The organism is Pelorhabdus sp. sgz311001 (assembly GCF_055901755.1).
This window is the reverse complement of the sequence record NZ_JBVXUT010000002.1, coordinates 514,823-538,210: the sequence shown is the minus strand read 5'-3', so window position 1 is coordinate 538,210 and position 23,388 is coordinate 514,823. Positions and strand designations below refer to the sequence as shown.

Below are 23,388 nucleotides of genomic sequence, written 5' to 3'. Positions count from 1 at the left end.
AAGAAAAGCAGGTGATGGTGATGTTACAGGGGATCAAGCTTTTGCGGCCAATGAATCGGGGCGTGACGCGTCCCTTGTTGGTTTTGGCTGATGATGGCAATTCTTATGTGGTTAAATTGCAATCCAATCCTTTGGGCTGCAAAGTACTTGTTAATGAGTTTTTAGCGAAAGAACTTGGCCAAAAACTTCAGCTCTGTTTTCCTCCTGGTGATTTGATTGCTTTTGACCCTGCTATAGCAGCGGGTTTAAGTCGGCAACTACGGCAGCCAGTAGCGCTATCAGAACACTTTGCGTCTCAGTTTTTACCTAAAGCCTATTACGTAACGGCGAGAAGTGTTTCTGGCGCCGTGAATCGCCGCGAAATGGCTGGAATTTTATTTTTCGATCATTTGTTTCACAATTTTGACCGAACGCGCAATCGGCGCAATTTGCTGTTTTGCCGGGAAAAGACGGGTGCAAGAATCTATGCAATTGATCATTCTCATTTGTTCTATCGCGGGCGCTGGCAAGTGGAGTCACTATTGCGGCAAGCCGAAAAAATTGTGCTCAATTCGTTTGGCTTGTATGGTTTTTTATTGCGGGAAATCTTGTATCCCGCTGATTTTTTACCGTATGAAGAACGGTTTTGTTCACTGACAGATCGTGATTTTTGCGAAATGATCCAAAAAATTCCCGCTGCATGGGCGATCAGTTCGCTTGAACGACAGGCGCTCGCTTTATTTCTCATTAAGCGACGCGCCTTAGCAAAGGATATTGTGGCTGCTTTATGCCGACTAATCCCGGATCGCCACAGGCGTACCGACGAAGGTCAGGCCAAATAGTTCCTCTACATGGGAATTATGCATGCGAATGCAGCCATTCGATACTTGTTGGCCGATCAGCCAGGGACGATTGGTGCCATGAATGCCGTACGTGTCATAGTTTAGGCCCAACCAACGCGTGCCGAGGACTCCGCCGGGATTTACAACTTTTACAGCAATGGCGAAGTTTCCCACTGGCGTTGGCGTACCTGGTTTGCCAATGGCGATCGGATATTGGCGGAAGACCCGATTTCCCTGCAACAGGGAAAGCTGGCGGCGCGATTTTTCGATGAGAATATGATTTGCTTTCGCTTGACTATAGGCTCGGGTGTCCAAGGGGATTTCCGTAGTTGGGTTCTCCTTCCATCGGGATTGTGGGGGAGTAAATGAGATGCGAATTAGCATGCGACTTCCTCCTTCTTATGCAAACAGTTTGTTTTTTTACTTATATGACAACGATGGTTTTTTTGTGTTTTGTTCTTTTTGCATAAATAGAGCCGCTCTTTGGCAAAAATATGGCTATACTAGGCAAATGGAGGTCCGTCATGGGGGAAAAAGTAGCAGGTAACCTGATGATTATTGGCGGCAATGAAGACAAAGAAGACTCCTGTGTGATCTTAAAAGAATTTTTGCGTATGGCCCAAGGCCGGGAGTCACGTATTGTGATTGTTACTACCGCCAGTGAATATCCGCGGGAGTTGGGCGAAGAGTATCGTACTTTGTTTTTGTCGTTAGGGGCTAAGGAATCGTCCATTTTATACATTAATAATCGTGAGACAGCCAATGGCAGTCCTTTGGCGGAAATGATTTTAGAGGCTACTGGCATTTTTTTTACTGGCGGGGATCAGCTACGGCTTACCAGTATTCTTGGCGGGTCAGAAGTCGAAAGCGCCATTCGCCGGGCCTATCGACGCGGTGTCGTGATTGCTGGAACAAGTGCGGGCGCTTCGGTTATGAGCGATACGATGATTGTAGAGGGCGAAGCCAATGAGTCGGCGCAGAAAGAGGCTATGACGATGGCACACGGCATGGGACTTTTGGCAGAAGTCGTTATTGATCAGCATTTTGCCCAGCGCGGCCGGATGAATCGTCTGTTGTCAGCTGTGGCGCAAAATCCCTTTGTTTTGGGAGTCGGTATTGATGAGGATACGGCGCTGGTGGTAGCTGATAATGCGAAATGTCGGGTGATTGGCTCAAAGACAGTAACGATTGTTGATGGCAAGCAGATTCTTCACACTAATATTTCCGAATCAAATCCTCTTGATCCCTTAGCAATTACCAACTTGCGTGTTCATATTTTGCCTTCTGGCTTTGGCTTTGATCTGAAAAATCGTGTTCCTTATCTTGTTAATTCCTAAAAGAGGTGGCATATATTCATGCATATCCTAGCATTGCGGTCGATTGACGGCCCCAATATTTACAGCTATTCACCAGTAATCAAGGCGACTGTAGATATTGGGAAGTACGAATCTGTATCGACTCGGGAAATAGGCGGTTTTACAGAGCGCCTATTGCAATGTCTGCCTTCCCTGGCGAAGCATAGCTGCTCGCGAGGCTATCCCGGCGGTTTTGTGGAACGATTGCGGGAGGGAACCTATCTAGCTCACGTATTTGAACATGTCGCGATTGAACTGCAGAATTTAGCTGGATTTTCCGTTGCTTTTGGCAAAACGCGTCGGACCGAAGGCGCAGGACACTACGATGTAGTTTATAGTTATGAGGAAAAAATGGTGGGGCTGCAAGCGGCTCAATTAGCGGAGGCGCTGCTGCGGTTCGTGTTGGCAGAAAAGAGAGTTTTTGGTGAAAGCTTTGTACAAGAGCTTAAGCAAACAGCAGCAAAATATGCTTTAGGGCCAAGTACACAAGCAATTATTGACGCCGCGGAGAAACGCCATATTCCGGTTACACAGCTAGACGGCGACAGTTTGTATTTGTTAGGTTATGGTTGTAAGCAACAAAAAATCTGGGCGGCTTTAACGGATCAAAGCAGTGCTGTTGCAGTCGATGTGGCTTGTCATAAAGAACTGACAAATCGCCTGTTAGCCCAGAATCTTATTCCTGTGCCGCGCGGCTTTGCCGTATCTTCCTGGGAAGAAGCGACGACGAAAGCGGCGCTGTTTACCAGCTCTGTAGCGGTAAAACCTGTCAATGGAAATCAAGGGCGCGGCGTGAGCTTAGACATACAAAGTGAAGCGCAGCTAAGACGCGCCTATGAGGCCGCCGCAGTCTATAGTGATACGGTGCTGATTGAGGAATATGTGCCAGGCTATCAGTATCGCTTCTGTGTGGTGGGCGGGAAGGTCGTGGCGGCAGCGGAACGTTTGGCTGCGCGGGTTCTTGGCGATGGACTGCACTCGGTACGTGAACTTGTCGCCAAGGAAAACGAAAATGAGCTGCGGGGCGAAGAGCATGAAAAACCGCTGACCAAACTTCGACTTGATGCCGTTGCTTTAAGCACTTTGGCTAAGCAACAGCTAAGTCCTGACAGTATTCCGGCAGTGGGACGCCTTGTATTTATCAGAGAGAATGCCAATATTAGCTCAGGTGGTACGGCAGTGGATGTGACGGATGCGCTACATCCGGTCTTTCGCGCTACCGTAGAACGGGCCGTCCGCTTAATTGGACTTGATGTAGCGGGTGTCGACGTGGTAGCCAAAACAATCTGTCAGCCACTGGAAGGTCAGGGAGCGATTATTGAAATTAATGCGGCCCCGGGACTTCGTATGCACTTATATCCGTCGGCAGGGAAACCGCGCGATGTGGCTGGGGCCATAGTGGATATGCTTTTTGCCGACGGTAGCCAAGGGCGGATTCCCATTGCGGCGATCACGGGTACGAATGGCAAAACTACAGTTACACGTCTCGTAAGCCATATATTAAGTCGCCAAGGTTTTACTGTGGGAATGACGAGTACAGATGGAATCTTTATTGGCAATACCTGCATTCAAGAAGGCGATCGCAGCGGTCCGGCTAGCGCTTCGGTTGTACTACGGGATCCGCTTACGCAGATTGCGGTTCTTGAGACAGCCCGTGGCGGAATTTTACGGTCGGGCCTTGCCTTTGATTTTTGCGATGTCGGTGTTGTGACAAATATAACGGAAGACCACTTGGGGCAATACGGCATCGAAAGTCTTGATGATATGGCTTATATTAAATCGCTGGTGCTGGAGCGAGTGAAATCTGACGGTACCGCTTTGATTAATGCCGATGATCCGCAAGTAGTTGCTATGGCTAAGCGGGTAAAAGCGAAATGCCTTTATTTCAGTCTTTCCGCTGAAAATGTGATTGTACGGCGCCATTTGGGTGTCGGCGGTGAAGCCTTTTTTGTTAAAAATGATATGATTTATCAGGCAAAAGGCAATGAAGCGCGCCCAGTTGCACCGATTCATACAATTCCGATTACGTTAGGTGGAGCCGCTTTGCACAATGTACAGAATGCGCTAATTGCCGCTGCTGCCGCCTTTGCTTTAGGGGTGCCACTGCCAAAAATCGAGGAAGGACTCGTTTCCTTTGAAAAAAATCCAGGGCGTTTGACGATTCGGCAAGTAGGAGCTGTGCGAGTTTGTATTGACTATGGTCATAATCCAGCAGGCTACAGTGCTTTGATTCAGACAGTGAAGCAGCTTGGCGCGAAACGACTTGTCGGCGTCATTGCGGCGCCAGGCGATCGGCAGGATAGCTGCATTTTAAATATCGGACGTAAAGCTGGCTGCGGTTTTGACAAGGTAATTATTAAGGAAGATGAGGATTTGCGCGGTCGCCGTCCCGGTGAAGTAGCTGCACTTTTGCGGCGGGGAATGATGGAAGGCGGGCTTACGGCCAAGCAGATTGAAGTGATTTATTCAGAAACAGAAGCAGTTCGAGCGGCTTTAACGCAGGCTAAGGCAGGAGATTTAATTGTTATCTTTTATGAGAAGTATCGCTTGGTTGATGAAATCGTAACAGCTTATGAAGCAGAAGCCGCAGCGGATCCTCACTCTTTTTCCGGCGAAAGCGAGCCTGTTGAGCAGGCATTTACTTGACTTTGTCGAATAGGACTTTGTAAAATAGAAGGACAAGGATGCGTAAAAGCCGAAATCGGCTTTGCGCCAAGTGAAGGAATAAGGAGATGCCGTGGTAGAAGTAAAGGCCTATGCCAAAATTAACTTAGCTCTTGATGTGCTCCATAAACGTTCCGACGGCTATCATGCCGTCAATATGATTATGCAGTCTGTTGATTTGTATGACGAGGTGACGCTGGAAACGGCGCCATCGGGAATTACGGTGTGTACAGATCGTAGCGATTTGCCAGGCGGACCGTCCAACTTAGCCTATCGGGCGGCCGCTCTTTTTCAGGAGACTTGTTCGCTATCGGCTGGCGTATACATTACACTGCATAAAAAAATCCCTATGGCTGCGGGATTGGCTGGCGGCAGTTCTGATGCGGCCGCCGTATTAATCGGGATGAACGAATTATTTCAAACTGGCTTGTCGCAGGCAGAGCTCGAAGCAATTGGTGCAAAAGTCGGTTCTGATGTGCCCTTTTGCCTAACTGGCGGGACGCAGCTGGCTACAGGACGCGGCGAACAGCTGCAGCGTTTGCCCGATTTGCCACCCCTCTGGTTTCTGTTGGTGAAACCGTCGCTTGCTGTGGCGACAAGCTGGGTCTATCAAAATTATTCGGCTGAAAAAGTTTCATGTCGCCCTGATGTAGCGGTCATGACCAAAGCTTTGGCTAGTGGCGATATGCAGGCCTTAGTGCAAAGCAGTGCCAATGTATTGGAATCAGTTACTCTGGCGCATTATCCTGAAGTTGCCGCTATTAAAGCGCAGCTTGCTCAAGCGGCGCCGCTTGTGACGTTGATGTCAGGCAGTGGCCCGACGGTGTTTGCCCTGTTTACCACTAGAGACAAGGCTTTGGCTGCCGCGAAGCAGTTGCAAGACAAAGAAGATTTATTTATTACTGTGGTGAAAAATGTTGTGGGGAGGAACGTGTAAGATGGAGAGGCGTCTATTGCCGATCAAATTAGATAGTTACAAGCCCTTGCGGGAAGTGGTCAGTGAAACACTTCGCGAGGCGATTACGAGCGGGGTACTGCAGCCGGGAGAACGGCTTATGGAAATTCAGCTTGCTGAGGAACTCGGCGTAAGCCGTACGCCTGTAAGAGAGGCGATTCGTAAACTGGAGCTGGAAGGCTTTGTTGTTATGATTCCTCGGCGCGGTACTTATGTAGCTGATTTATCAATCAAAGATGTCAATGAGGTATTTGAAATTCGTACAGCCCTGGATGTTTTGGCAGCCGGTTTGGCAGCAGAGCGAATTACTGATGAAGAGTTAGAAGAGCTTGAGCGAATTTTAGTGCAAATCGGCGAATGTATCGAGAAAAACGATATGGAACCAATTGTTGAGCTGGATAGCCAGTTTCATGATATTCAGTATCGGGCTTGTCGCAATGATCGGCTTGTTGGGATCATTAATAATCTTCGCGAACAGTTTACACGGTTTCGCTCTATTTCTATGGCTTTTCCGGGCCGAATTAAAAATACGTTGGAAGAGCATAGCCGCCTTGTCGAGGCCATTGCTTCCCGCGATCCGGAACTAGCTCAGAAATTAGCGCGTGAACATATGGAAAATGCCGAACAAACGTTACTCCTAGATATGAACCATCGGCGTCAGGTTTAACCTGACGTCGCAGGAGGCGCAGGGCTTTGAAACTAGACGCTATTGTTTTGGCTGGCGGACAAAGTGGTCATGACTTATATGAAATTACCCAAACGAAAGAGCGCGCGTTGCTGCCTATTGCCGGAAGACCTATGGTGCTTTGGGTCATAGAGGCACTGCTAGCGAGCGATCTTGTCAAGCGAATTATCGTAGTGGGCGACATCGCTACGCTTGCTTCCTGCGCTTTCCCTGCCGCTGTTTCGATTGTGTCAGGCGGTGCTACGTTATTAGAAAGTCTGCAGCGAGGGTTGGCCGAGGTGCAAGCGGCTCAAAAAGTATTCATTGCTTCCGCCGATATTCCGCTTTTGACGGGCCAGACTGTCCGTGATTTTTTTGCAGCTACTTTGCCTGGTACAGCCGACTTGTATTATCCTGTTGTCACGAAAGCGATTATGGATCAAACCTTTCGCACGACTAAAAGAACCTATGTGAAGCTTAAGGATGGGTTGTTTACGGGCGGCAATCTTTTTTTGGCCAATCCAGCCGTTTTGCCGCAATGCATTAAACAAGCCGACTATTTATTTCAGCATCGCAAACAGCCTGTAGCGCTTTGCCGCTTTTTAGGTTTTTCTTTTCTGTTACGTTTTTTAGCGGGGCAGCTTTCCTTGTCGCATATTGAAGAACGGGCATCGGCATTGTTGGGTTTTCAGGGCGTGGTGATTAATGGTCCGTTTCCTTTGGTGGCTATGGATATTGATAAGGCGGCGGATTTGGAGACGGCTACTGCTTTTTTACGGCGGTTAACAAATTAAACTTCTGATTGTTAGCGAAGGCGATTTTAATATAGAGTTAGCAAGACAAAAGCAATTTATAAAACATAAAAGAGAAGCTATCAGGGGAATCCTCTTGATAGTTATTTTTTTGCCGAAAAAAATAAGCAGGATTTACCGCGAAAAGAGAGAAAGTGAATAAAAATAGAAATTTAGCAGTTAATGTTCGGAATTTTAGGTAAACTGGAGGACTTTTCATGGATAAAGTACGGAGAATGGACCGTTTGGTGGCAATGACGAAAGTTCTTGTCGACCATCCCCATCAACTCTTTCCGTTAAATTATTTTAATCGGCTCTTTACAGCGGCAAAATCAACCCTGAGTGAAGATATGCTGACAATTAAGCAAGCACTGCAGCATTTTGAAATGGGAACGTTAGAAACCGTATCTGGTGCAGCTGGCGGCGTTCGTTATCTGCCGTATCATTCTGAAGCTGTTATCGCTAGGGAGTTAACGGCGATTGCTGAGCGCTTGAGTACAGCAGAACGGATGATTCCCGGCGGTTTTTTATATATGTCAGACCTGCTCTTTGATCCTGGGCTTATGGAACTTGTCGGTGAGTTCTTTTTGACGCGGTTTCGTGATGCCAATCCCGACTATATTATGACAGTAGAAACCAAAGGAATTCCTCTAGCGCTTATGACGGCCAGAGCGTTTCGCGTTCCCTTGGTCATTGTACGCCGCGGCAGCCGCGTAACCGAAGGATCGGCTGTAAGCATTAATTATGTGACAGGCTCATCCCGGCGGATTCAGACCATGTCTTTACCGAAACGGGCGATTCGCGATGGCGCTAGAGTCTTGATTATTGATGACTTTATGAAAGCTGGCGGTACGGCTGCTGGCATGGTTGATTTAGCCAAAGAGGTTGGCGCTGAGGCTGTGGGCGTTGGCGTTCTTGTGGCGACACAGGAACCAGAAGTGAAGATGATTGAAAATTATACGGCGTTGCTTATCTTGGAAAGCGTCAATGAGCATAATAAAACTGTGCAGATTCGACCCGTATTGTAAAATAGGCAAAGGGAGGATTTTTTATGAAAACGGTAACGGCGCAGGATATCGAGTTTGCTTATGAAACCTTAAAGGATGCCATTCACTTTACGACGCTTGACCGCAGTCGAACTTTTAGTGAAATGGCAGGTCAGCCGATTTATTTGAAACTCGAAAATCTCCAAAAGACAGGCTCTTTTAAAATTCGCGGTGCCTATCATAAAATTGCTTCTTTATCAGACGCGGAAAAAAGTCATGGCGTTATTGCCGCTTCAGCGGGAAACCATGCGCAGGGAGTCGCTTATGCGGCAGGACTGCAAAATATTCCTGCTACGATTGTTATGCCGGAAGCAGCGCCGCTGGCCAAGGTTATGGCATCGCGCGGTTATGGCGCAAAGGTAGTACTTTATGGCTCGTGTTATGACGAGGCGTATCAAAAGGCGGCAGAGCTTAAAGAAACAGAAGGTTTGACCTTTATCCATGCCTTTAATGATCCACAGGTCATTGCCGGTCAAGGAACGATTGGTTTAGAAATTTTGCAGCAACTTCCCAGCGTAGATCAGATCTTTGTGCCCATTGGCGGCGGCGGTCTGGCGGCGGGAATCGGCGCCTATATCAAAGCCAAGGCGCCTCACGTAAAAGTGATTGGTGTGGAAGCCAGCGGTGCGGCGAGTATGTATCTTTCCAAAGCGCGTCATGTGCTTACGCCTATATGTGATGCGACGACGATTGCCGACGGGATTGCCGTTAAAGTTCCCGGGGATTTAACCTTTCCCATTATTGATGAAACCATTGATGAAATTGTGCTTGTGGAGGAAGAAGAAATTGCCGCTGCCATTTTGTTAATGTTGGAACGGTCGAAGCTCATGGTCGAAGGCGCTGGCGCAGTGTCTTTGGCGGCGGCGCTGAAAAGCAAGGGAAGATTTAAGGGGAATTCCGTTTGCCTCATTTCTGGCGGTAATATTGATGTGAACTTTATTGCCCGAATGATTGAACGCGGTCTGGTCCAATCAGGACGGCGCGTGAAACTTGCCACACTTGTACCTGATCGGCCAGGGGCGTTGCAGCACGTATTGGCGCTGATTGCGCAAGCCAAAGCAAATGTAGTGCATGTGCTACATGATCGGATTGAACGCCAAGTTCCGATTGGCCAAGCTGTGCTTGAAATCAGTTTGGAAACGCGCGATAGCGGCCATACAGCCGAAATTGTTGCTTTGCTGCAGCACGAAGGGTATCAGGTTACGGTGATTTAGGATACTATTTTTTTACAAGAAATCTTGTAAAGTCTAACTATTCTGTGAAGGAATAGTTAGACTTTTGTCGAAGAGAACTCGTTGTGCACTTTTGCGAATTTTTCTGTCAGGAGGAATTTAGATGACGAATATCCCCTGTACGGCGGTTATTTTAGCTGCGGGCAAAGGAACAAGGATGAAATCATCCTTGCCGAAAGTCCTTCATAAGATCGGCGGTAAGTCGCTTGTACAGCATGTAATCGATGCGGCAAAGGGAGCTGGTGTTTCCCAGCAGATTGTTGTAGTCGGTTTTGGCGGCGATCAAGTGAGGCAGGCTCTAGCGGGACAGGCTATGTTTGCTGAGCAAAAAGAGCAGCTTGGAACGGGGCATGCTGTATTGCAGGCGCTGCCGCAGCTTCCCACTGGAGAAGGAACCGTTATGGTGCTTTGCGGCGATACGCCATTGCTTACAGTAGAGATGCTGCAAAATCTGCTCACAGAGCATGAGGCAGCCGGGGCCAAAGCGACAGTCCTTACGGCTCATATGCCTGATGCGACTGGCTATGGGCGGGTGATTCGCGATGAAGCTGGTCAAGTAGTAAAGATTGTAGAGCAAAAGGACGCTTCGCCGGAAGAACTAGCTGTTCGCGAAATCAATACAGGGATCTACTGTTTCGAACAAAATGCGTTGGCTAAGGCGCTCGCCGCGACGAATTGCAATAATGCGCAAGGCGAGTATTACCTCACTGACGTAATCGCTATCTTGGCAAAAGATGGAGAAAAGGTTTGGGCTGTAGCCGCTGCTGACTATGAGGCGACAAGCGGGATTAATTCGCGGCGCCAATTGGCGGTAGCCGAATTAGTATTGCGTAAGCGTAAACTTGATGAACTTATGGATCAAGGCGTTACGATTATGGATATGAACTCTACCTTTATTGACGAAACGGTGACGATTGGTCCGGATACGATCATCTATCCCTTTACCTGGATTGAGGGGGATACGGTGATTGGCAGTGGCTGTGAAATTGGGCCGAACAGTAGGTTGCAGAACTGCCGCATTCGTGACGACGTGACGATCCACTTTTCCTATGCCCATGACTGCACGGTGGAAAGTCAGGCTATTGTAGGTCCTTATGCTCACTTACGGCCTGATACGCATCTTGCTTTTGGCGTTAAAGTGGGAAATTTTGTGGAAGTAAAAAATTCTACAATAGGTAAAGGTTCCAAACTGCCCCATCTAAGCTATATTGGCGACACCGATATGGGTGAGCATGTAAATATTGGCTGTGGTACGATTACAGTCAATTATGACGGCTATGAAAAGCATCGGACAACCATTGGCGACCATGCTTTTATTGGCTGCAACAGCAATTTGGTGGCGCCTGTTACGATTGAGGACGATACTTTTATCGCGGCAGGATCGACGATTACGAAAGACGTTCCCAAGGGAGCATTAGGAGTGGCAAGAAGTCGGCAGACGATTTTGCCGGGATGGACCGAAAAAATGCAAAACAAAAGAAAGTAATTTTGGAGGGTGTACAAGTGATGTTAGATGACAGTAAACGGCTGCGCATATTCAGCGGCAATGCCAACAAAAAGCTGGCTGAAGAAATTGCAGCTTGTTTAGGAATCGCCGTAGGGGAAGCTTCCGTAGGGCATTTTAATAATGGGGAAACACAGGTTATGATTGGCGAAAGCGTTCGTGGTACCGATGTATTTATTATTCAGCCTACCTGCACGCCGGTCAATGATCACTACATGGAACTTTTGATCATGGTAGATGCTTTGAAACGGGCTTCAGCCAACCATATCACTGCCGTCATTCCCTACTATGGCTATGCGCGGCAAGACCGTAAAACACGGGGACGGGAACCTATTTCGGCCAAACTTATGGCGAATCTGTTAACCACCGCTGGTGTGACTCGTGTTGTTACGATGGATTTGCATGCTGGTCAGATTCAGGGATTTTTTGATATTCCTGTGGACCATCTGCCTGGCGGTCCAATCTTGGCTGATTACATTACCTCTAAAAACTTGGGTGATTTAGTTGTTGTTTCACCAGATCTTGGCGGTGTAACAAGAGCGCGGCAATTAGCTGACCGTTTGGAAGCGCCGATTGCTATTATTGAAAAACGCCGCCCCGAACCAGGCGTGGCTGAAGTAATGAACTTGATCGGCAGCGTCGAAGGGAAAAATGCAATTATTGTTGATGATATTGTTGATACGGCTGGTTCTTTGACCGAAGGTGCTAAAGCTCTGCAGCGGCTTGGCGCAAAAAGCGTATATGCTTGCTGTACTCATGGCGTTTTAAGCGATCCGGCTGTACAGCGTATTCAAGATTCCAATATTACGGAATTGATCATTACGAACACAATTCCTTTGCCTGACAGTAAGAAAATAGATAAAATTAAAGTTTTGTCAGTTGCACCGCTTATGGCCGAAGCCATTATTCGTATTTTCGGCGAACTTTCCGTAAGCAAATTATTTGACGATTAATTTGGCGACTCGAAGCAAGCAGATAGTTAAACATAGCAAAACTTGCTTTTCATAGAATAGATGGCCGTCCCTTATTAGGGGACGGCCTTTTTTTGTACATCAGGTTTAGGTCGGCTGTGGGCTATACCGAAATATGTTATAATAGATGAAATATTGCCAAGGAGAAAGCGGGCGCTGTTGCAACAGGTTAGCGCTTTTGCTATATTATACCCATTGGGTTGAATGGTAATAGTTTATTACTTGAGGATTTTAGGTGAGATAAATGAAATTAGTAATCGGTCTGGGCAATCCCGGCAGAGAATATGAGGCGACGCGTCATAATATCGGGTTTATGGCTGTGGATCGCTTAGCAAAACGCTGGGAGACGCCTGATTGGCGGCGCTGGGAAGAGGCGCTCATTACGGAGCAGCGCTTTCAAGGGGAAAAAGTGATTCTAGTGAAGCCGCAAACCTATATGAATTTAAGCGGTGTAGCTGTACGCCAACTAGCGAACTTCTACAAAATCGACTTAGCTGACATGCTGGTGATCTATGATGATATGGATCTTGCTGTTGGCAAACTTCGGTTTCGGGCGAAAGGCTCTTCTGGCGGCCACCGCGGCATTGAGTCAATGATTGCTGAATTAGGGGACAATCATTTTTCTCGGTTGAAAGTGGGAATCAGTCATCCTGGCGGCCGACGCAAAGTCGTTGATCATGTGCTGACCCCCTTTACGCCAGAAGAAAGCGAAGCCATTGAAGCGGCCTTAGCGCGCTCGGAACAAGCGGTAGAAGCATGGCTACAAGAGGGAATTACGGCAGCCATGAATGGATATAACAAGAATGAGTGAGGTGAAATGATGATTACCACTTTATTTGCCGATCAACATGGCGAAATCTTTGATCAGCCAGGCAAAGCGGCAGTCGGGCGCAGCGGCGATTGCCTTGTGCCGCTTTCGCGAGAAAATATGATTTTGTTGCCCGAAGGGGCTGAACTAATGTTTCTGCCAGGACGGCGCGCCGTTGCTTGGGAGCAGGGGGAAGCAAAGGCACTTACGAATCAGGGGCTTGCTGTTGCGGCTATGCTGCCTGTAGGCTATACGCGGACGCTGATGCCTGCTTTTATTAAAGCGGACGCTGCACCAGTTTTGCCGCTCTACGGCTATACGGCGGCGGCGCTTATTGATGATGAAATTTATGTAGCTGCTGTGAAAAGTGATGATAATGCCAAGTGGCATCCTTATGCCTATAATACGCCGAAACTAAAGGGAAAGGTCCGGCGGCTTGCGGAGCAGTTTCCGAAAAACCGCTTAGTAGAACATTTGGGGAGTTGTTCGCTTTCCTGGCATTGCTGTACGGCGCAAAATCTTTTTTATCACCGCTGGGAGGCGGGAATTCCCACGTCGCCTGTTTGTAACGCCAATTGCTTTGGCTGTATTTCGCTGCAACCATCAGAGTGCTGCCCGTCGCCGCAGACGCGCATTGCCTTTACGCCGACACCGGAAGAGGTGGCGGAAATTGGCGCTTATCATCTGGCGACAGCGGAAGATGGGATCATCAGTTTTGGCCAAGGCTGCGAAGGGGAGCCATCGCTCGCCTATGAAACGATTGCTGCTGCGATGCAACAGATTCGTGCCGTAACCGATCAAGGAATTCTCAATATCAATACGAACGCGGGCTTTACGACAGGAATCAAGGCGATTGTGGACGCTGGACTCAATAGTATGCGTGTCAGCATTAACAGTCCTACCGAGGCTGTCTATCAGGCTTATTACCGGGCTGGTTATGATTTGGCGGCGGTAAAGGAATCGATTCGCTATGCCAAGAGCAAAGGTGTTTTCGTATCGCTCAATATGCTCTTTTTCCCAGGAATCAATGACTGTGAGTCGGAAGTCGCTGCCTGGGAGAGCTTTATCAAGGAACTCGCGATTGATATGATTCAGTTGCGTAATTTGAATGTAGACCCTGATGAACTCATGGCCATTATGCCGCAAATGACTTCAGCCGCTATAGGCGTAAAGCCCATGATAAAAAGATTGCAGCAGGCGGCGCCATCCCTCGTGATTGGCAGCTTCAGCCATTATACTAAGGAAGAATAATTCTTTGGTTTTTCTTTCGCTTTTCGTGTTGCACAGAAAAGTCGATTGTGCTATAATTCATAGGTAAACTGTAGGGGTTCTATGCACTATGTCAAAGAACATGGTGATGCTAGTAAAAGTGAGGTGCAGAAATTATGAAGGAAAACATTCATCCTAATTTTGGCGAAGCCAAAGTAGTTTGCGGCTGTGGCAACACATTCACAACGGGTTCTGTGAAAAAAGAACTGCGCGTTGATGTTTGCTCTAAATGCCATCCTTTCTATACGGGTCAGCAGAGAAACATTCAGGCTGGCGGTCGTATTGAAAAATTCAATAAACGTTACGGTAACTAAGAACGATAGGTTCAGCAGAGCACATACATGCTCTGCTGTATTTATATCTATTAGTTTATCAGATAATATAGACAAGAAGAACAATGGATCAAAGGAGAACTGGAGTGAAACCAAAAGTATATATTGGCGGCCAGGCTGTGATTGAAGGCGTTATGATGCGCGGGCCGAAGCATATCGCTACAGCTGTTCGCGAACCAGGCGGGACGATTGTGATTGATAAATCGCCCCTGACTTCAATTATGGACCGCTATCCTATTTTAAAGAAGCCGATGCTTAGGGGCGTTGTTGCGTTAGTGGAGTCGCTGGTATATGGTTTAAAATCGCTTTCCTATTCGGCGCAAGCGGCCGGTGAAGAAGAGGAAGCTTTGTCTGATAAGGAAATTGCCATGACGATGATCGTTTCGCTGGCAATTGGCATTGGTTTGTTTGTGATTTTGCCCACCTATGCGGCGAAAGCCCTCCATTCTTCGCTAGATAATCCGATTTTGCTCAACCTTCTAGAAGGATTGCTGCGGCTTGTGATCTTTTTTGCCTATATTTATGGAATCTCGCGCATGGGAGAAATTCAGCGTGTCTTTCAATATCATGGGGCTGAGCATAAAACGATTCACGCCTATGAGCAAGGACTTCCCTTAACGGTAGAAAATATTCGGCCGCAGAGTCGGTTGCATCCGCGGTGCGGTACGAACTTTCTCTTGATCGTCATGGTCGTAAGCATCGTGTTGTTTGCTTTTCTCGGGTGGCCTGATTTAATCGAGCGAATCGTCTCAAGGATTATTCTTATGCCGGTTGTGGCCGGTCTTGCTTATGAGGTAATCCGTTTTGCCGGACGCAGTGAAAGCTCCTTTGTGGCATTTGCCATTCAACCAGGCTTATGGCTGCAGAATTTAACGACCCGTGAACCGAGCGATGATCAGATTGAAGTTGCCGTTGCTGCGCTGGAAGCAGTCAATCCGGCTAGTGAGTCAGAACAAGTATTAAGTGAAGAAATAAAGGTGGATGACCATGCTTGAACAAGTACAGGCCATAGAAGATAAATTTTTAGAACTGGAAAATTTAATTAGCGATCCTGTTGTACTGGCTGACCAAGCTCAGTGGCAAAAGCATACGCGCGCTCATGCCCAGCTTATGCCAATTGTGGCAAAATATCGCGAATATAAAGAAGTGCATCAGGAACTCGCTGATACAGAAGAGCTTTTGCGAGAAAAACTCGATGATGAAATGCGCTCTTTAGCCCAGGCAGAATTGAATGAGCTAAAAGATCGGTTTGCCGTCCTGAGTGAGGAATTGCGTATTCTGCTGTTGCCGAAAGATCCCAATGACGGTAAAAATGTTATCGTTGAAATTCGTGGCGGCGCCGGCGGCGATGAAGCGGCTCTATTTGCAGGTGATCTCTTCCGCATGTATACGCGTTATGCCGAAACAAAAGGTTGGCGTACGGAAATACTTGAGTCGAATCCGACGGAACTTGGCGGCTTCAAGGAAGTTATATTTCTGATTGAGGGCGATAGCGTTTACAGTCGCTTAAAATTTGAAAGCGGCGTGCACCGTGTACAGCGGATTCCGACGACAGAATCTGGCGGGCGGATTCATACATCAACAGTGACCGTTGCTGTACTGCCAGAAGCCGAAGAAGTCGATATTGACGTCAATCAAAATGATTTAAAAATTGACACCTATTGTGCCAGCGGCGCTGGCGGACAGCATGTCAATAAGACAGAGTCGGCTGTGCGAATTACTCATTTGCCAACAGGCGTCGTCGTTACTTGTCAGGATGAAAAATCCCAACTGAAAAATCGTGATAAAGCCATGCGCGTATTACGAGCAAAACTGTTAGAATTAGCCCAGCAGCAACAGCATGCTGAAGTGGCGCAGGAGCGAAAAAGTCAAGTTGGGACAGGCGACCGTAGCGAGCGGATCCGGACCTATAACTTCCCGCAGGGCCGTGTGACCGATCATCGGATTGGTCTGACTCTTCATAAATTAGATTTTGTTCTTAACGGCGATCTTGATGAAATTGTTCATGCTTTGGTCACGGCGGATCAAAGCGAACGGCTGCGGCAGGGGCAGTAGCTATGGCTGAAATGTGGACGATTGGCCGTATTTTAGCTTGGACGAAGCAGTACTTTGCAGCCAAAGGCGTGGAATCTCCGCGCCTTGACGCCGAAGTACTGCTTTCCCATATTTTAAAGCAAGATAGAATTTATTTATATGTGCACTTTGATCAGCCGCTTACGCCAGAAGAACTTACTGCTTATCGGGAAGCGGTGAAAGAACGAGCGCAGCGTTTGCCTGTTGCTTATATTACAGGCTATAAAGAATTTATGGGCCTTAACTTTGTCGTTACCCCGTCCGTTCTGATTCCGCGCCCTGATACAGAGATTCTTGTAGAAACAGTCCAAAAGCGTCTTGCTCAATATGAGGATATTTCGTTTGCTGATCTTGGTACAGGCAGCGGCGCAATTGTCGTAAGTCTGTTGACATTGTTGCCTAAAGCCAAGGCGGTAGCTGTTGATATTTCTGAAGCAGCGCTTATTGTAGCTGAGCAAAATGCCAAGAATCATCAGGTACAGGATCGCTTAGACTTATGTTGCGGCGATTTTACGCAGGCTTTATCAGGACGCTTTCAAGCGATTGTTTCCAACCCTCCCTACATTCCTGATGACGAGGTGAGGACTTTAGCGCCGGAAGTATTAAAAGAGCCAAGTCTTGCCTTAAAAGGCGGCAACGACGGCCTTGACTTTTACCGACGTTTGTTATGTGATTGCGCGCCACTGCTTACGGATGATGGGTTTCTAGCGATAGAAATTGGAATTGATCAAGCTGAACCACTGCAGGCACTCGCTGCAGTATCGCCCTTTCAGGTACAGGAGATTGTGAAGGACTATGGCGGGATTGAACGCGTTATGGTCTTTGTAAAAAAAGAATCAAAGAAGGAATAACAATGGAAACTCATTATTATAAATTGTCGGCGGAAAATCCGAGCCATAAAGTGATTGAAGCAGCAGGGGCCTTGCTACGCCAGGGCGGTCTTGTGGCTTTTCCTACCGAAACAGTGTATGGTTTAGGCGCGAATGGCTACTCACCTGAAGCAGTGGCGGCGATTTATGCCGCCAAGGGACGTCCTTCCGACAATCCGCTGATTTTACATATTGCCTCTTTAGCCATGCTCGATGAACTGGTTACGACAGTGCCGGTAGCAGCGGAAAAAGCCTTACAAGCCTTTTGGCCCGGTCCTTTGACGATTATCGCGCCGAAGAGTTCGCGCGTTCCCCTGGCGGTAACTGGCGGACTTGATACCGTTGCTGTGCGCTATCCGTCCTCAGTAATTGCTCGGGAGCTGATTGCTGCGGCTAATGTACCGATCGCAGCACCGAGCGCCAATCGCTCCGGCAAGCCTAGCCCGACGACAGCGCAGGCCGTGTTGGAGGATTTAGACGGACGAATTGATATGATTATTGATGGCGGACCTTGTGATATTGGCTTGGAATCTACGGTGCTTGATTGTACTGGTGATATTCCGGTAATTTTGCGACCAGGCGGTATTACCTATGAAATGCTTGTACAAGAGCTAGGACAAGTCGAGGTCGATCCTGGTTTATCTTTAGGCGCCCAGGCAGCGCCGAAGGCGCCTGGTATGAAATATCGCCATTATGCGCCAACTGCGCCGCTGATACTGTTTGAAGGACCGGAGCAGGCCGTGCAAACGGCCATGCAAGAGCGAGTGGCGGAAGAGACAAAGCAGGGACGGCGGCTAGGGCTGCTCATTTGTGAAGAGTGGCGGTCTCTATTTCAAATGGTAGAATCTGTCGAAACCTTTGGTTCCCTCTTAGACCTCGATGCTGTTGCCGGACAGATTTTTGGCGCATTACGGTCTTTTGACCATGAATCGGTTGATCTCATTTTAGCGCAGGGAATTCCTGAATCGGGAATTGGTCGAGCGGTGATGAATCGGTTGCGTAAAGCGGCCGGTCAGCAGATTGTAAAAGTATAATCCTAGAGGTTTGCGCGGCTTTTTTCCTTCATATAGTTACTAAAAGGAGGAGAGGCCTATGTCGCTTTGGGAGGTTTTACTACTCAGCATTGCCTTAGGGGCTGACCTGTTTTCTGTGGCTGTGCCGATTGGGATGCAAGGGCTTGAGAAAGAACGCATTTTCTTTTCTTCTGTGGTGTTTGCCTGTTTTCATATTTTTATGATTTGGGCTGGTTATTTTTTTGGTCACTTACTTGGCGATGTGCTTACGGCTCAGGCGAGCGCCTTTGGAGCAACGATTTTAATTTTGCTTGGCTGCAACATGCTATGGGAGCAAAAACAAGGCCAGGAAATGCGATCTTGCCGCTTGCGCGGCGGCGCTTTAGTGAGTCTGGCTGTCAGTGTCAGTCTTGATGCGTTTGTTGCGGGAATTGGCTTAGGCATACTTGAAGTCAATCTGCTCTTTTTCAGCTTAATTCTCGGCTTGACGATTTTTGTTATTAGCTTTTGCGGGTTTACTTTAGGCGATAAGCTGGGAGCTTTCGTAGGTCGCTATGCCCCTGTTCTAGGCGGACTGCTTTTAGCCGCTTTCGGCATGCAGACATTGTTACGAGTTTTTTGGCTAAAATAGAAGGAGGAGAGTCCTTTGTTGCAAATTCTCATTTTATGTACAGGAAATACTTGCCGCAGTCCTATGGCGCAGCTCTTGCTGCAAGAGCGCATTAAAGAAGCGGAAATGACGCATGCCTTTACCGTAAAATCAGCCGGTCTGGCGGCATTTCCTGGTCAGGCCGCTTCGGCGGGAGCCACGCAAGCGATGAAATCGCGCGGAATTGATGCCAAGATGCATCGTTCACGGTTGCTGACGGAAGATGATCTTGTTTCAGCCGACCTTATACTGACTATGACGCAAGGCCATAAAAATCAAGTATTGCAGCTCTTTCCTAAGGCTAAGAGCAAAGTTTTTACTTTGGCGGAATATACGGGCAACCTTGCCGATGTGTCAGATCCTTTTGGCGGTGATTTAGCGGAATATGAGCGTTGCGCCCGCATGCTATCAGAACTTGTTGATCTTGCCTGGGAAAAGTTGCAGACTTCGGCAGGAAAAAATCAGTAAACGGAGAATCATGAGGAGAATAGTCAAAGGGGGTACAAAAGTGAAAATTGCAATAGGCAGTGATCACGGCGGCTTACGTCTGAAAGAAGAACTAAAAGCGCGCCTGGAAGAAAGACAGATCGAATTTCACGATTTTGGCGCTTATACAGAGGAATCGGTGGACTATCCTGACTATGCCAAAGCAGTGGCTGAAGCTGTCGTCGCCGGTGACTATGAGCGCGGAATCCTTATTTGCGGCACAGGAATCGGTATTTCTATTGCAGCTAATAAGGTAAAAGGAATTCGCGCCGCTCTTTGTTGCGATGTCTTTTCAGCGAAAATGTCGCGCGAGCATAATGACGCCAATATCTTGGCTCTGGGTGAGCGGGTAACAGGACCGGGGCTTGCTTGTATGATTTTAGATACATGGCTGGATACTCCTTTTGCTGGCGGTCGTCATGAGCGTCGTGTTGGCAAAATTAGTGAACTCGAACAATAGAGGTGAGCATAGGTGTCACAGAAAGAATGGTTGGAAGAAATTCGTCAGGCGACCCGTGAGGCCGCTACAGAACTGCTGATGAAAGCTCAGGTAAAAGCTGGGATGGTTCTGGTTGTGGGCTGTAGTACCAGTGAAGTAAAAGGGGAAAAAATCGGCTCAGCCGGTTCGGAGGCTGTAGCAGAAATTCTGCTAGCAGAGCTTCGTCAGGCCGCCGTTCGTCGTCAGGTTTTTTTAGCCATACAATGCTGTGAGCATTTAAACCGGGCTCTCGTTGTAGAACGGGAAGCTCAGGAAAGATACGGCTGGACAGAAGTCTCCGTATTGCCGCGGCCTCATGCGGGCGGTGCGTTAGCGGCTCAGGCCATGAACGATTTCAGTGATCCTGTCGTGGTAGAAACGATTCAGGCTCATGTGGGTCTGGATATTGGCTGTACGCTCATTGGCATGCACTTAAAGGCTGTAGCTGTACCACTGCGTCTTACGCAAAAAAAAATTGGACAAGCTCTGTTGGTGGCGGCAAGAACGCGACCTAAGCTGATCGGTGGTCAACGGGCTGTTTATCATGAAGAAGTACTCGTCAAATAATACAACACTTTGTTAGGGGGCACATCATGTCGTTCTTGGAACAGGTAGATCCGGAAATTGCTAAACTTATTGCTTTAGAAAAACAACGTCAGCAAAATAAGCTGGAACTGATTGCATCAGAAAACTTTGTCAGTGAAGCGGTTATGGAAGCGCAAGGTTCTGTTTTGACGAATAAATATGCTGAGGGCTATCCCAAGCATCGTTATTACGGCGGCTGTGAACATGTCGATGTAGTAGAACAATTGGCTATTGATCGGGCGAAAGCTCTGTTCGGCGCTCCTTACGTCAATGTGCAGCCTCATTCTGGCGCTCAGGCGAATATGGCTGTTTTTTTCGCCCTGCTCTCACCTGGTGATACCATTCTCGGTATGAATTTATCCCATGGCGGTCATTTGACTCATGGCAGCCCCGTTAATTTTTCCGGTAAATGGTTTAAAGTTGTTGCTTACGGTGTTGATGAACAGACCCAGTGCATTGATTATGACGCAGTGCGCAAATTGGCGTTAGAAAATAAGCCGAAGCTCCTGGTTGCAGGCGCCAGTGCGTATCCGCGCGTCATTGATTTTGCCCGTCTTGCAGCGATTGCTCATGAGGCAGGCGCGTTGCTTATGGTCGATATGGCTCATATTGCTGGGCTTGTGGCAGCAGGCCTTCATCCCAGTCCTGTACCGCATGCTGATATTGTTACGACGACGACTCACAAAACACTACGCGGACCGCGTGGCGGTATGATTCTCTGCCGGGAAGAGCAGTACGCGAAAGCAGTGAATAAAGCGATTTTCCCTGGAATTCAAGGTGGCCCGCTTATGCATGTGATTGCAGCGAAAGCTGTTGCTTTGCAGGAAGCTAGCACGGAAGCTTTTAAAGCTTATCAGCAGCAGATAGTAAAAAATGCGGCAGCTTTGGCGGCGCAACTGACGAAATCCGGTTGCACACTTGTGTCGGGTGGTACGGATAATCACTTATTGCTGCTAGATGTGCGGCCGCAAAACTTAACAGGCAAAGAAGCGGAGCATCTTTTAGATGAAGTTGGTTTGACTGTGAATAAAAACACCATACCTTTTGATCCGGCCAGCCCCTTTGTGACTAGCGGTGTTCGGATTGGTACTCCGGCAGTAACATCGCGAGGCATGGACGAAGCCGCCATGGAAGTGATTGGCGAAGTAATTGCGTCAGTGCTGACCGCACCAAATGACGAAACCATAAAAGTGGCTGCGAAAGAAAAAGTAGCGGCTCTTTGCAAAAAATTCCCTCTTTATCCTGAAAAAGCGTAAAGAGACGAAGGAGATAACAGAATGCAGATTCATGTAATTAATCATCCCTTAATCCAACATAAACTATCTTTGATTCGTGATGTAAATACAGGAACAAAGGAGTTTCGTGAACTTCTTGAAGAAATTGCTACACTAATGGCTTATGAAATTACTCGCAATCTTCCTTTAGAAGACGTTGTTATTGAAACACCTGTAGAAAAATGCCATTGCAAAATGTTGGCAGGTAAAAAAATCGGTGTTGTGCCAATTCTGCGTGCCGGTCTCGGCATGGTTAGCGGCGTACTTCGCCTGATTCCCGCAGCAAAAGTCGGTCATGTCGGCTTATACCGCGATCCCGAGAGCTTGCAGCCAGTTGAATATTACTGCAAACTGCCGACCGATGTAACAGAACGTGATTTCATCATTATTGACCCAATGCTCGCTACTGGCGGTTCTTCCGCTGCGGCGATCGATCTGTTAAAACGTCACGGTGCTAAGAACATTAAACTTATGTGTCTTGTTGCAGCGCCGGAAGGCATTAATCTTGTCAATGAACAGCATCCTGATGTAGAAATTTATACAGCAGCTGTTGATATTAAATTGAATGACCATGGCTATATTGTTCCTGGCCTTGGTGATGCAGGCGACCGGATTTTCGGTACAAAATAAGAAAAACGGCAGTTGGACTTGGTTCTAGGGAACTGTCCACTGCCGTTTTTTTGCAAAAGCGTATTTGTAAAGCGAGGGTTTTTATGCGGAAAAACTGGGATGAATATTTTTTAGATATTGCTTTTCAGGTAGCTGAACGCAGTACTTGTCAGCGGCGAAAAGTCGGCGCTGTCATTGTGAAAAACAAACGGATTAAAGGAACTGGCTACAACGGCAGCCCGGCAGGACTGCCTCATTGCCTTGAAGAAGGTTGTCTCATGCTTGATGGCCATTGTATCCGCTGCATTCACGCGGAACCGAACGCCTTGCTGGAATGCTCGCCTGATGAACGTCATGAGGCTACCTTATACTGCACGGATAGGCCTTGTCCGGAATGCCAGAAGCTGATTATTACATCAGGAATTCAGCGCGTTGTTTTTGCTCGAGACTACGAGCCTCATACCGAGTGGTTTTCGCTGGCGCCGTGGATTGAAATCGTCTATTTGCCTCGGTGAGCAAGGAATGGCAGCCATACCGCGTCAACGTTAGCACTTGACTTCCGCTTGTATGGCAGGCCATCCCTTGTGCTTAGGTGCGCCGAATAGTGCGGTTTGAGCTTGTTGGAATGATTTTGCAAGGAATGGCAGCCATATAAGCGGAACATGTATTAATGGTATGGTGTGGTTTGGAGCCTATCGCAATGATTTCGTGATAAGGCAAAAGGGGTGTATACTCATATAGGTAGAATTAAGCATTAATCGTGGTTTTGAGCTTATGACAACTGTTTTGTGATAAGGCAGAAAGGGAGATATTGCTCATAAAAGCGGAAGTCAAGTGCTAACGGTGACGCGTTATGAGTAATATCTCCCTTTCGTCTACCCGAAAAAGGCTGGGAAATGCGAAAAACCGGCTATCTACCTTCGTAAATAACCGGTTCTTC

General features: G+C 47.8%; 25 protein-coding genes. 24 read left to right on the top strand and 1 reads right to left on the bottom strand.

Annotated features, from left to right (window positions below):
- The first annotated feature begins 20 nt into the window (after positions 1-20).
- Positions 21-821, top strand: a complete 801-nt coding sequence (locus AC0MXB_RS08415; RefSeq protein WP_474039209.1) for a HipA family kinase — start codon at positions 21-23, stop codon at positions 819-821.
- Here the strand turns inward: AC0MXB_RS08415 and AC0MXB_RS08410 are convergent.
- Positions 774-1,136 (bottom strand): L,D-transpeptidase, encoded by a 363-nt coding sequence (locus AC0MXB_RS08410; RefSeq protein WP_474039208.1) that lies wholly within the window; start codon positions 1,134-1,136, stop codon positions 774-776. The two genes, AC0MXB_RS08415 and AC0MXB_RS08410, sit on opposite strands and share 48 nt — an antisense overlap.
- A 209-nt stretch (positions 1,137-1,345) precedes the next feature.
- On the opposite strand from AC0MXB_RS08410, the gene AC0MXB_RS08405 reads away from it, so the two are divergent.
- The 23 genes from AC0MXB_RS08405 to AC0MXB_RS08295 all read left to right on the top strand — a co-directional run bounded on the left by AC0MXB_RS08405 (position 1,346) and on the right by AC0MXB_RS08295 (position 22,963).
- Positions 1,346-2,158 (top strand): cyanophycinase, encoded by an 813-nt coding sequence (locus AC0MXB_RS08405; RefSeq protein ID WP_474039207.1) that lies wholly within the window; start codon positions 1,346-1,348, stop codon positions 2,156-2,158.
- An 18-nt stretch (positions 2,159-2,176) separates the two neighbouring features.
- Positions 2,177-4,822, top strand: coding sequence for a cyanophycin synthetase (cphA, locus tag AC0MXB_RS08400; RefSeq protein ID WP_474039206.1), 2,646 nt, complete (start codon positions 2,177-2,179; stop codon positions 4,820-4,822).
- Between the two features lie 91 nt (positions 4,823-4,913).
- Positions 4,914-5,777 carry a 4-(cytidine 5'-diphospho)-2-C-methyl-D-erythritol kinase gene (gene ispE, locus AC0MXB_RS08395; protein ID WP_474039205.1) on the top strand — a complete coding sequence of 288 codons (864 nt, stop codon included), beginning with the start codon at positions 4,914-4,916 and terminating at the stop codon, positions 5,775-5,777.
- Between the two features lies 1 nt (position 5,778).
- Positions 5,779-6,462 (top strand): GntR family transcriptional regulator, encoded by a 684-nt coding sequence (locus tag AC0MXB_RS08390; protein WP_474039204.1) that lies wholly within the window; start codon positions 5,779-5,781, stop codon positions 6,460-6,462.
- 26 nt (positions 6,463-6,488) lie between these two features.
- Positions 6,489-7,253 (top strand): NTP transferase domain-containing protein, encoded by a 765-nt coding sequence (locus AC0MXB_RS08385; RefSeq protein ID WP_474039203.1) that lies wholly within the window; start codon positions 6,489-6,491, stop codon positions 7,251-7,253.
- Positions 7,254-7,468: 215 nt separating this feature from the next.
- Positions 7,469-8,278: a pur operon repressor gene (gene purR, locus AC0MXB_RS08380; RefSeq protein WP_474039202.1), complete on the top strand. Its 810-nt coding sequence runs from the start codon at positions 7,469-7,471 to the stop codon at positions 8,276-8,278.
- Positions 8,279-8,301: 23 nt separating this feature from the next.
- A complete protein-coding gene (gene ilvA, locus AC0MXB_RS08375; RefSeq protein WP_474039201.1) occupies positions 8,302-9,510 on the top strand; it encodes a threonine ammonia-lyase in 1,209 nt (402 codons plus the stop codon).
- Between the two features lie 121 nt (positions 9,511-9,631).
- Positions 9,632-11,014, top strand: coding sequence for a bifunctional UDP-N-acetylglucosamine diphosphorylase/glucosamine-1-phosphate N-acetyltransferase GlmU (gene glmU / locus AC0MXB_RS08370; protein ID WP_474039200.1), 1,383 nt, complete (start codon positions 9,632-9,634; stop codon positions 11,012-11,014).
- A 20-nt stretch (positions 11,015-11,034) separates the two neighbouring features.
- Positions 11,035-11,985, top strand: coding sequence for a ribose-phosphate diphosphokinase (locus tag AC0MXB_RS08365; RefSeq protein WP_474039307.1), 951 nt, complete (start codon positions 11,035-11,037; stop codon positions 11,983-11,985).
- A 262-nt stretch (positions 11,986-12,247) separates the two neighbouring features.
- Complete coding sequence (gene pth, locus AC0MXB_RS08360; protein ID WP_474039199.1) at positions 12,248-12,814, top strand: aminoacyl-tRNA hydrolase; 567 nt, start codon at positions 12,248-12,250, stop codon at positions 12,812-12,814.
- A 9-nt stretch (positions 12,815-12,823) separates the two neighbouring features.
- Positions 12,824-14,062, top strand: a complete 1,239-nt coding sequence (locus AC0MXB_RS08355) for a radical SAM family protein (protein WP_474039306.1) — start codon at positions 12,824-12,826, stop codon at positions 14,060-14,062.
- A gap of 134 nt (positions 14,063-14,196) precedes the next feature.
- Entirely contained in the window at positions 14,197-14,394 is a 198-nt protein-coding gene (rpmE, locus tag AC0MXB_RS08350) for a 50S ribosomal protein L31 (protein WP_474039198.1), read from the top strand.
- Between the two features lie 104 nt (positions 14,395-14,498).
- Positions 14,499-15,407 (top strand): DUF1385 domain-containing protein, encoded by a 909-nt coding sequence (locus AC0MXB_RS08345; RefSeq protein ID WP_474039197.1) that lies wholly within the window; start codon positions 14,499-14,501, stop codon positions 15,405-15,407.
- Complete coding sequence (gene prfA / locus AC0MXB_RS08340) at positions 15,400-16,467, top strand: peptide chain release factor 1 (RefSeq protein ID WP_474039196.1); 1,068 nt, start codon at positions 15,400-15,402, stop codon at positions 16,465-16,467. The genes AC0MXB_RS08345 and prfA overlap by 8 nt, the downstream gene beginning before the upstream one ends.
- A gap of 2 nt (positions 16,468-16,469) precedes the next feature.
- Complete coding sequence (prmC, locus tag AC0MXB_RS08335; RefSeq protein WP_474039195.1) at positions 16,470-17,336, top strand: peptide chain release factor N(5)-glutamine methyltransferase; 867 nt, start codon at positions 16,470-16,472, stop codon at positions 17,334-17,336.
- Between the two features lie 2 nt (positions 17,337-17,338).
- Complete coding sequence (locus tag AC0MXB_RS08330) at positions 17,339-18,388, top strand: L-threonylcarbamoyladenylate synthase (protein WP_474039194.1); 1,050 nt, start codon at positions 17,339-17,341, stop codon at positions 18,386-18,388.
- Positions 18,389-18,446: 58 nt separating this feature from the next.
- Positions 18,447-18,998, top strand: a complete 552-nt coding sequence (locus AC0MXB_RS08325; RefSeq protein WP_474039193.1) for a manganese efflux pump MntP — start codon at positions 18,447-18,449, stop codon at positions 18,996-18,998.
- Positions 18,999-19,013: 15 nt separating this feature from the next.
- Entirely contained in the window at positions 19,014-19,484 is a 471-nt protein-coding gene (locus AC0MXB_RS08320) for a low molecular weight protein arginine phosphatase (RefSeq protein WP_474039192.1), read from the top strand.
- Between the two features lie 40 nt (positions 19,485-19,524).
- Positions 19,525-19,962, top strand: a complete 438-nt coding sequence (rpiB, locus tag AC0MXB_RS08315) for a ribose 5-phosphate isomerase B (protein WP_474039191.1) — start codon at positions 19,525-19,527, stop codon at positions 19,960-19,962.
- A 12-nt stretch (positions 19,963-19,974) separates the two neighbouring features.
- A complete protein-coding gene (locus AC0MXB_RS08310) occupies positions 19,975-20,547 on the top strand; it encodes a TIGR01440 family protein (RefSeq protein WP_474039190.1) in 573 nt (190 codons plus the stop codon).
- A gap of 26 nt (positions 20,548-20,573) precedes the next feature.
- Entirely contained in the window at positions 20,574-21,821 is a 1,248-nt protein-coding gene (glyA, locus tag AC0MXB_RS08305; RefSeq protein ID WP_474039189.1) for a serine hydroxymethyltransferase, read from the top strand.
- A gap of 21 nt (positions 21,822-21,842) precedes the next feature.
- Positions 21,843-22,469 (top strand): uracil phosphoribosyltransferase, encoded by a 627-nt coding sequence (gene upp / locus AC0MXB_RS08300; RefSeq protein WP_474039188.1) that lies wholly within the window; start codon positions 21,843-21,845, stop codon positions 22,467-22,469.
- Between the two features lie 83 nt (positions 22,470-22,552).
- Positions 22,553-22,963 carry a deoxycytidylate deaminase gene (locus tag AC0MXB_RS08295; RefSeq protein WP_474039187.1) on the top strand — a complete coding sequence of 137 codons (411 nt, stop codon included), beginning with the start codon at positions 22,553-22,555 and terminating at the stop codon, positions 22,961-22,963.
- The last annotated feature ends 425 nt before the right edge of the window (positions 22,964-23,388 follow it).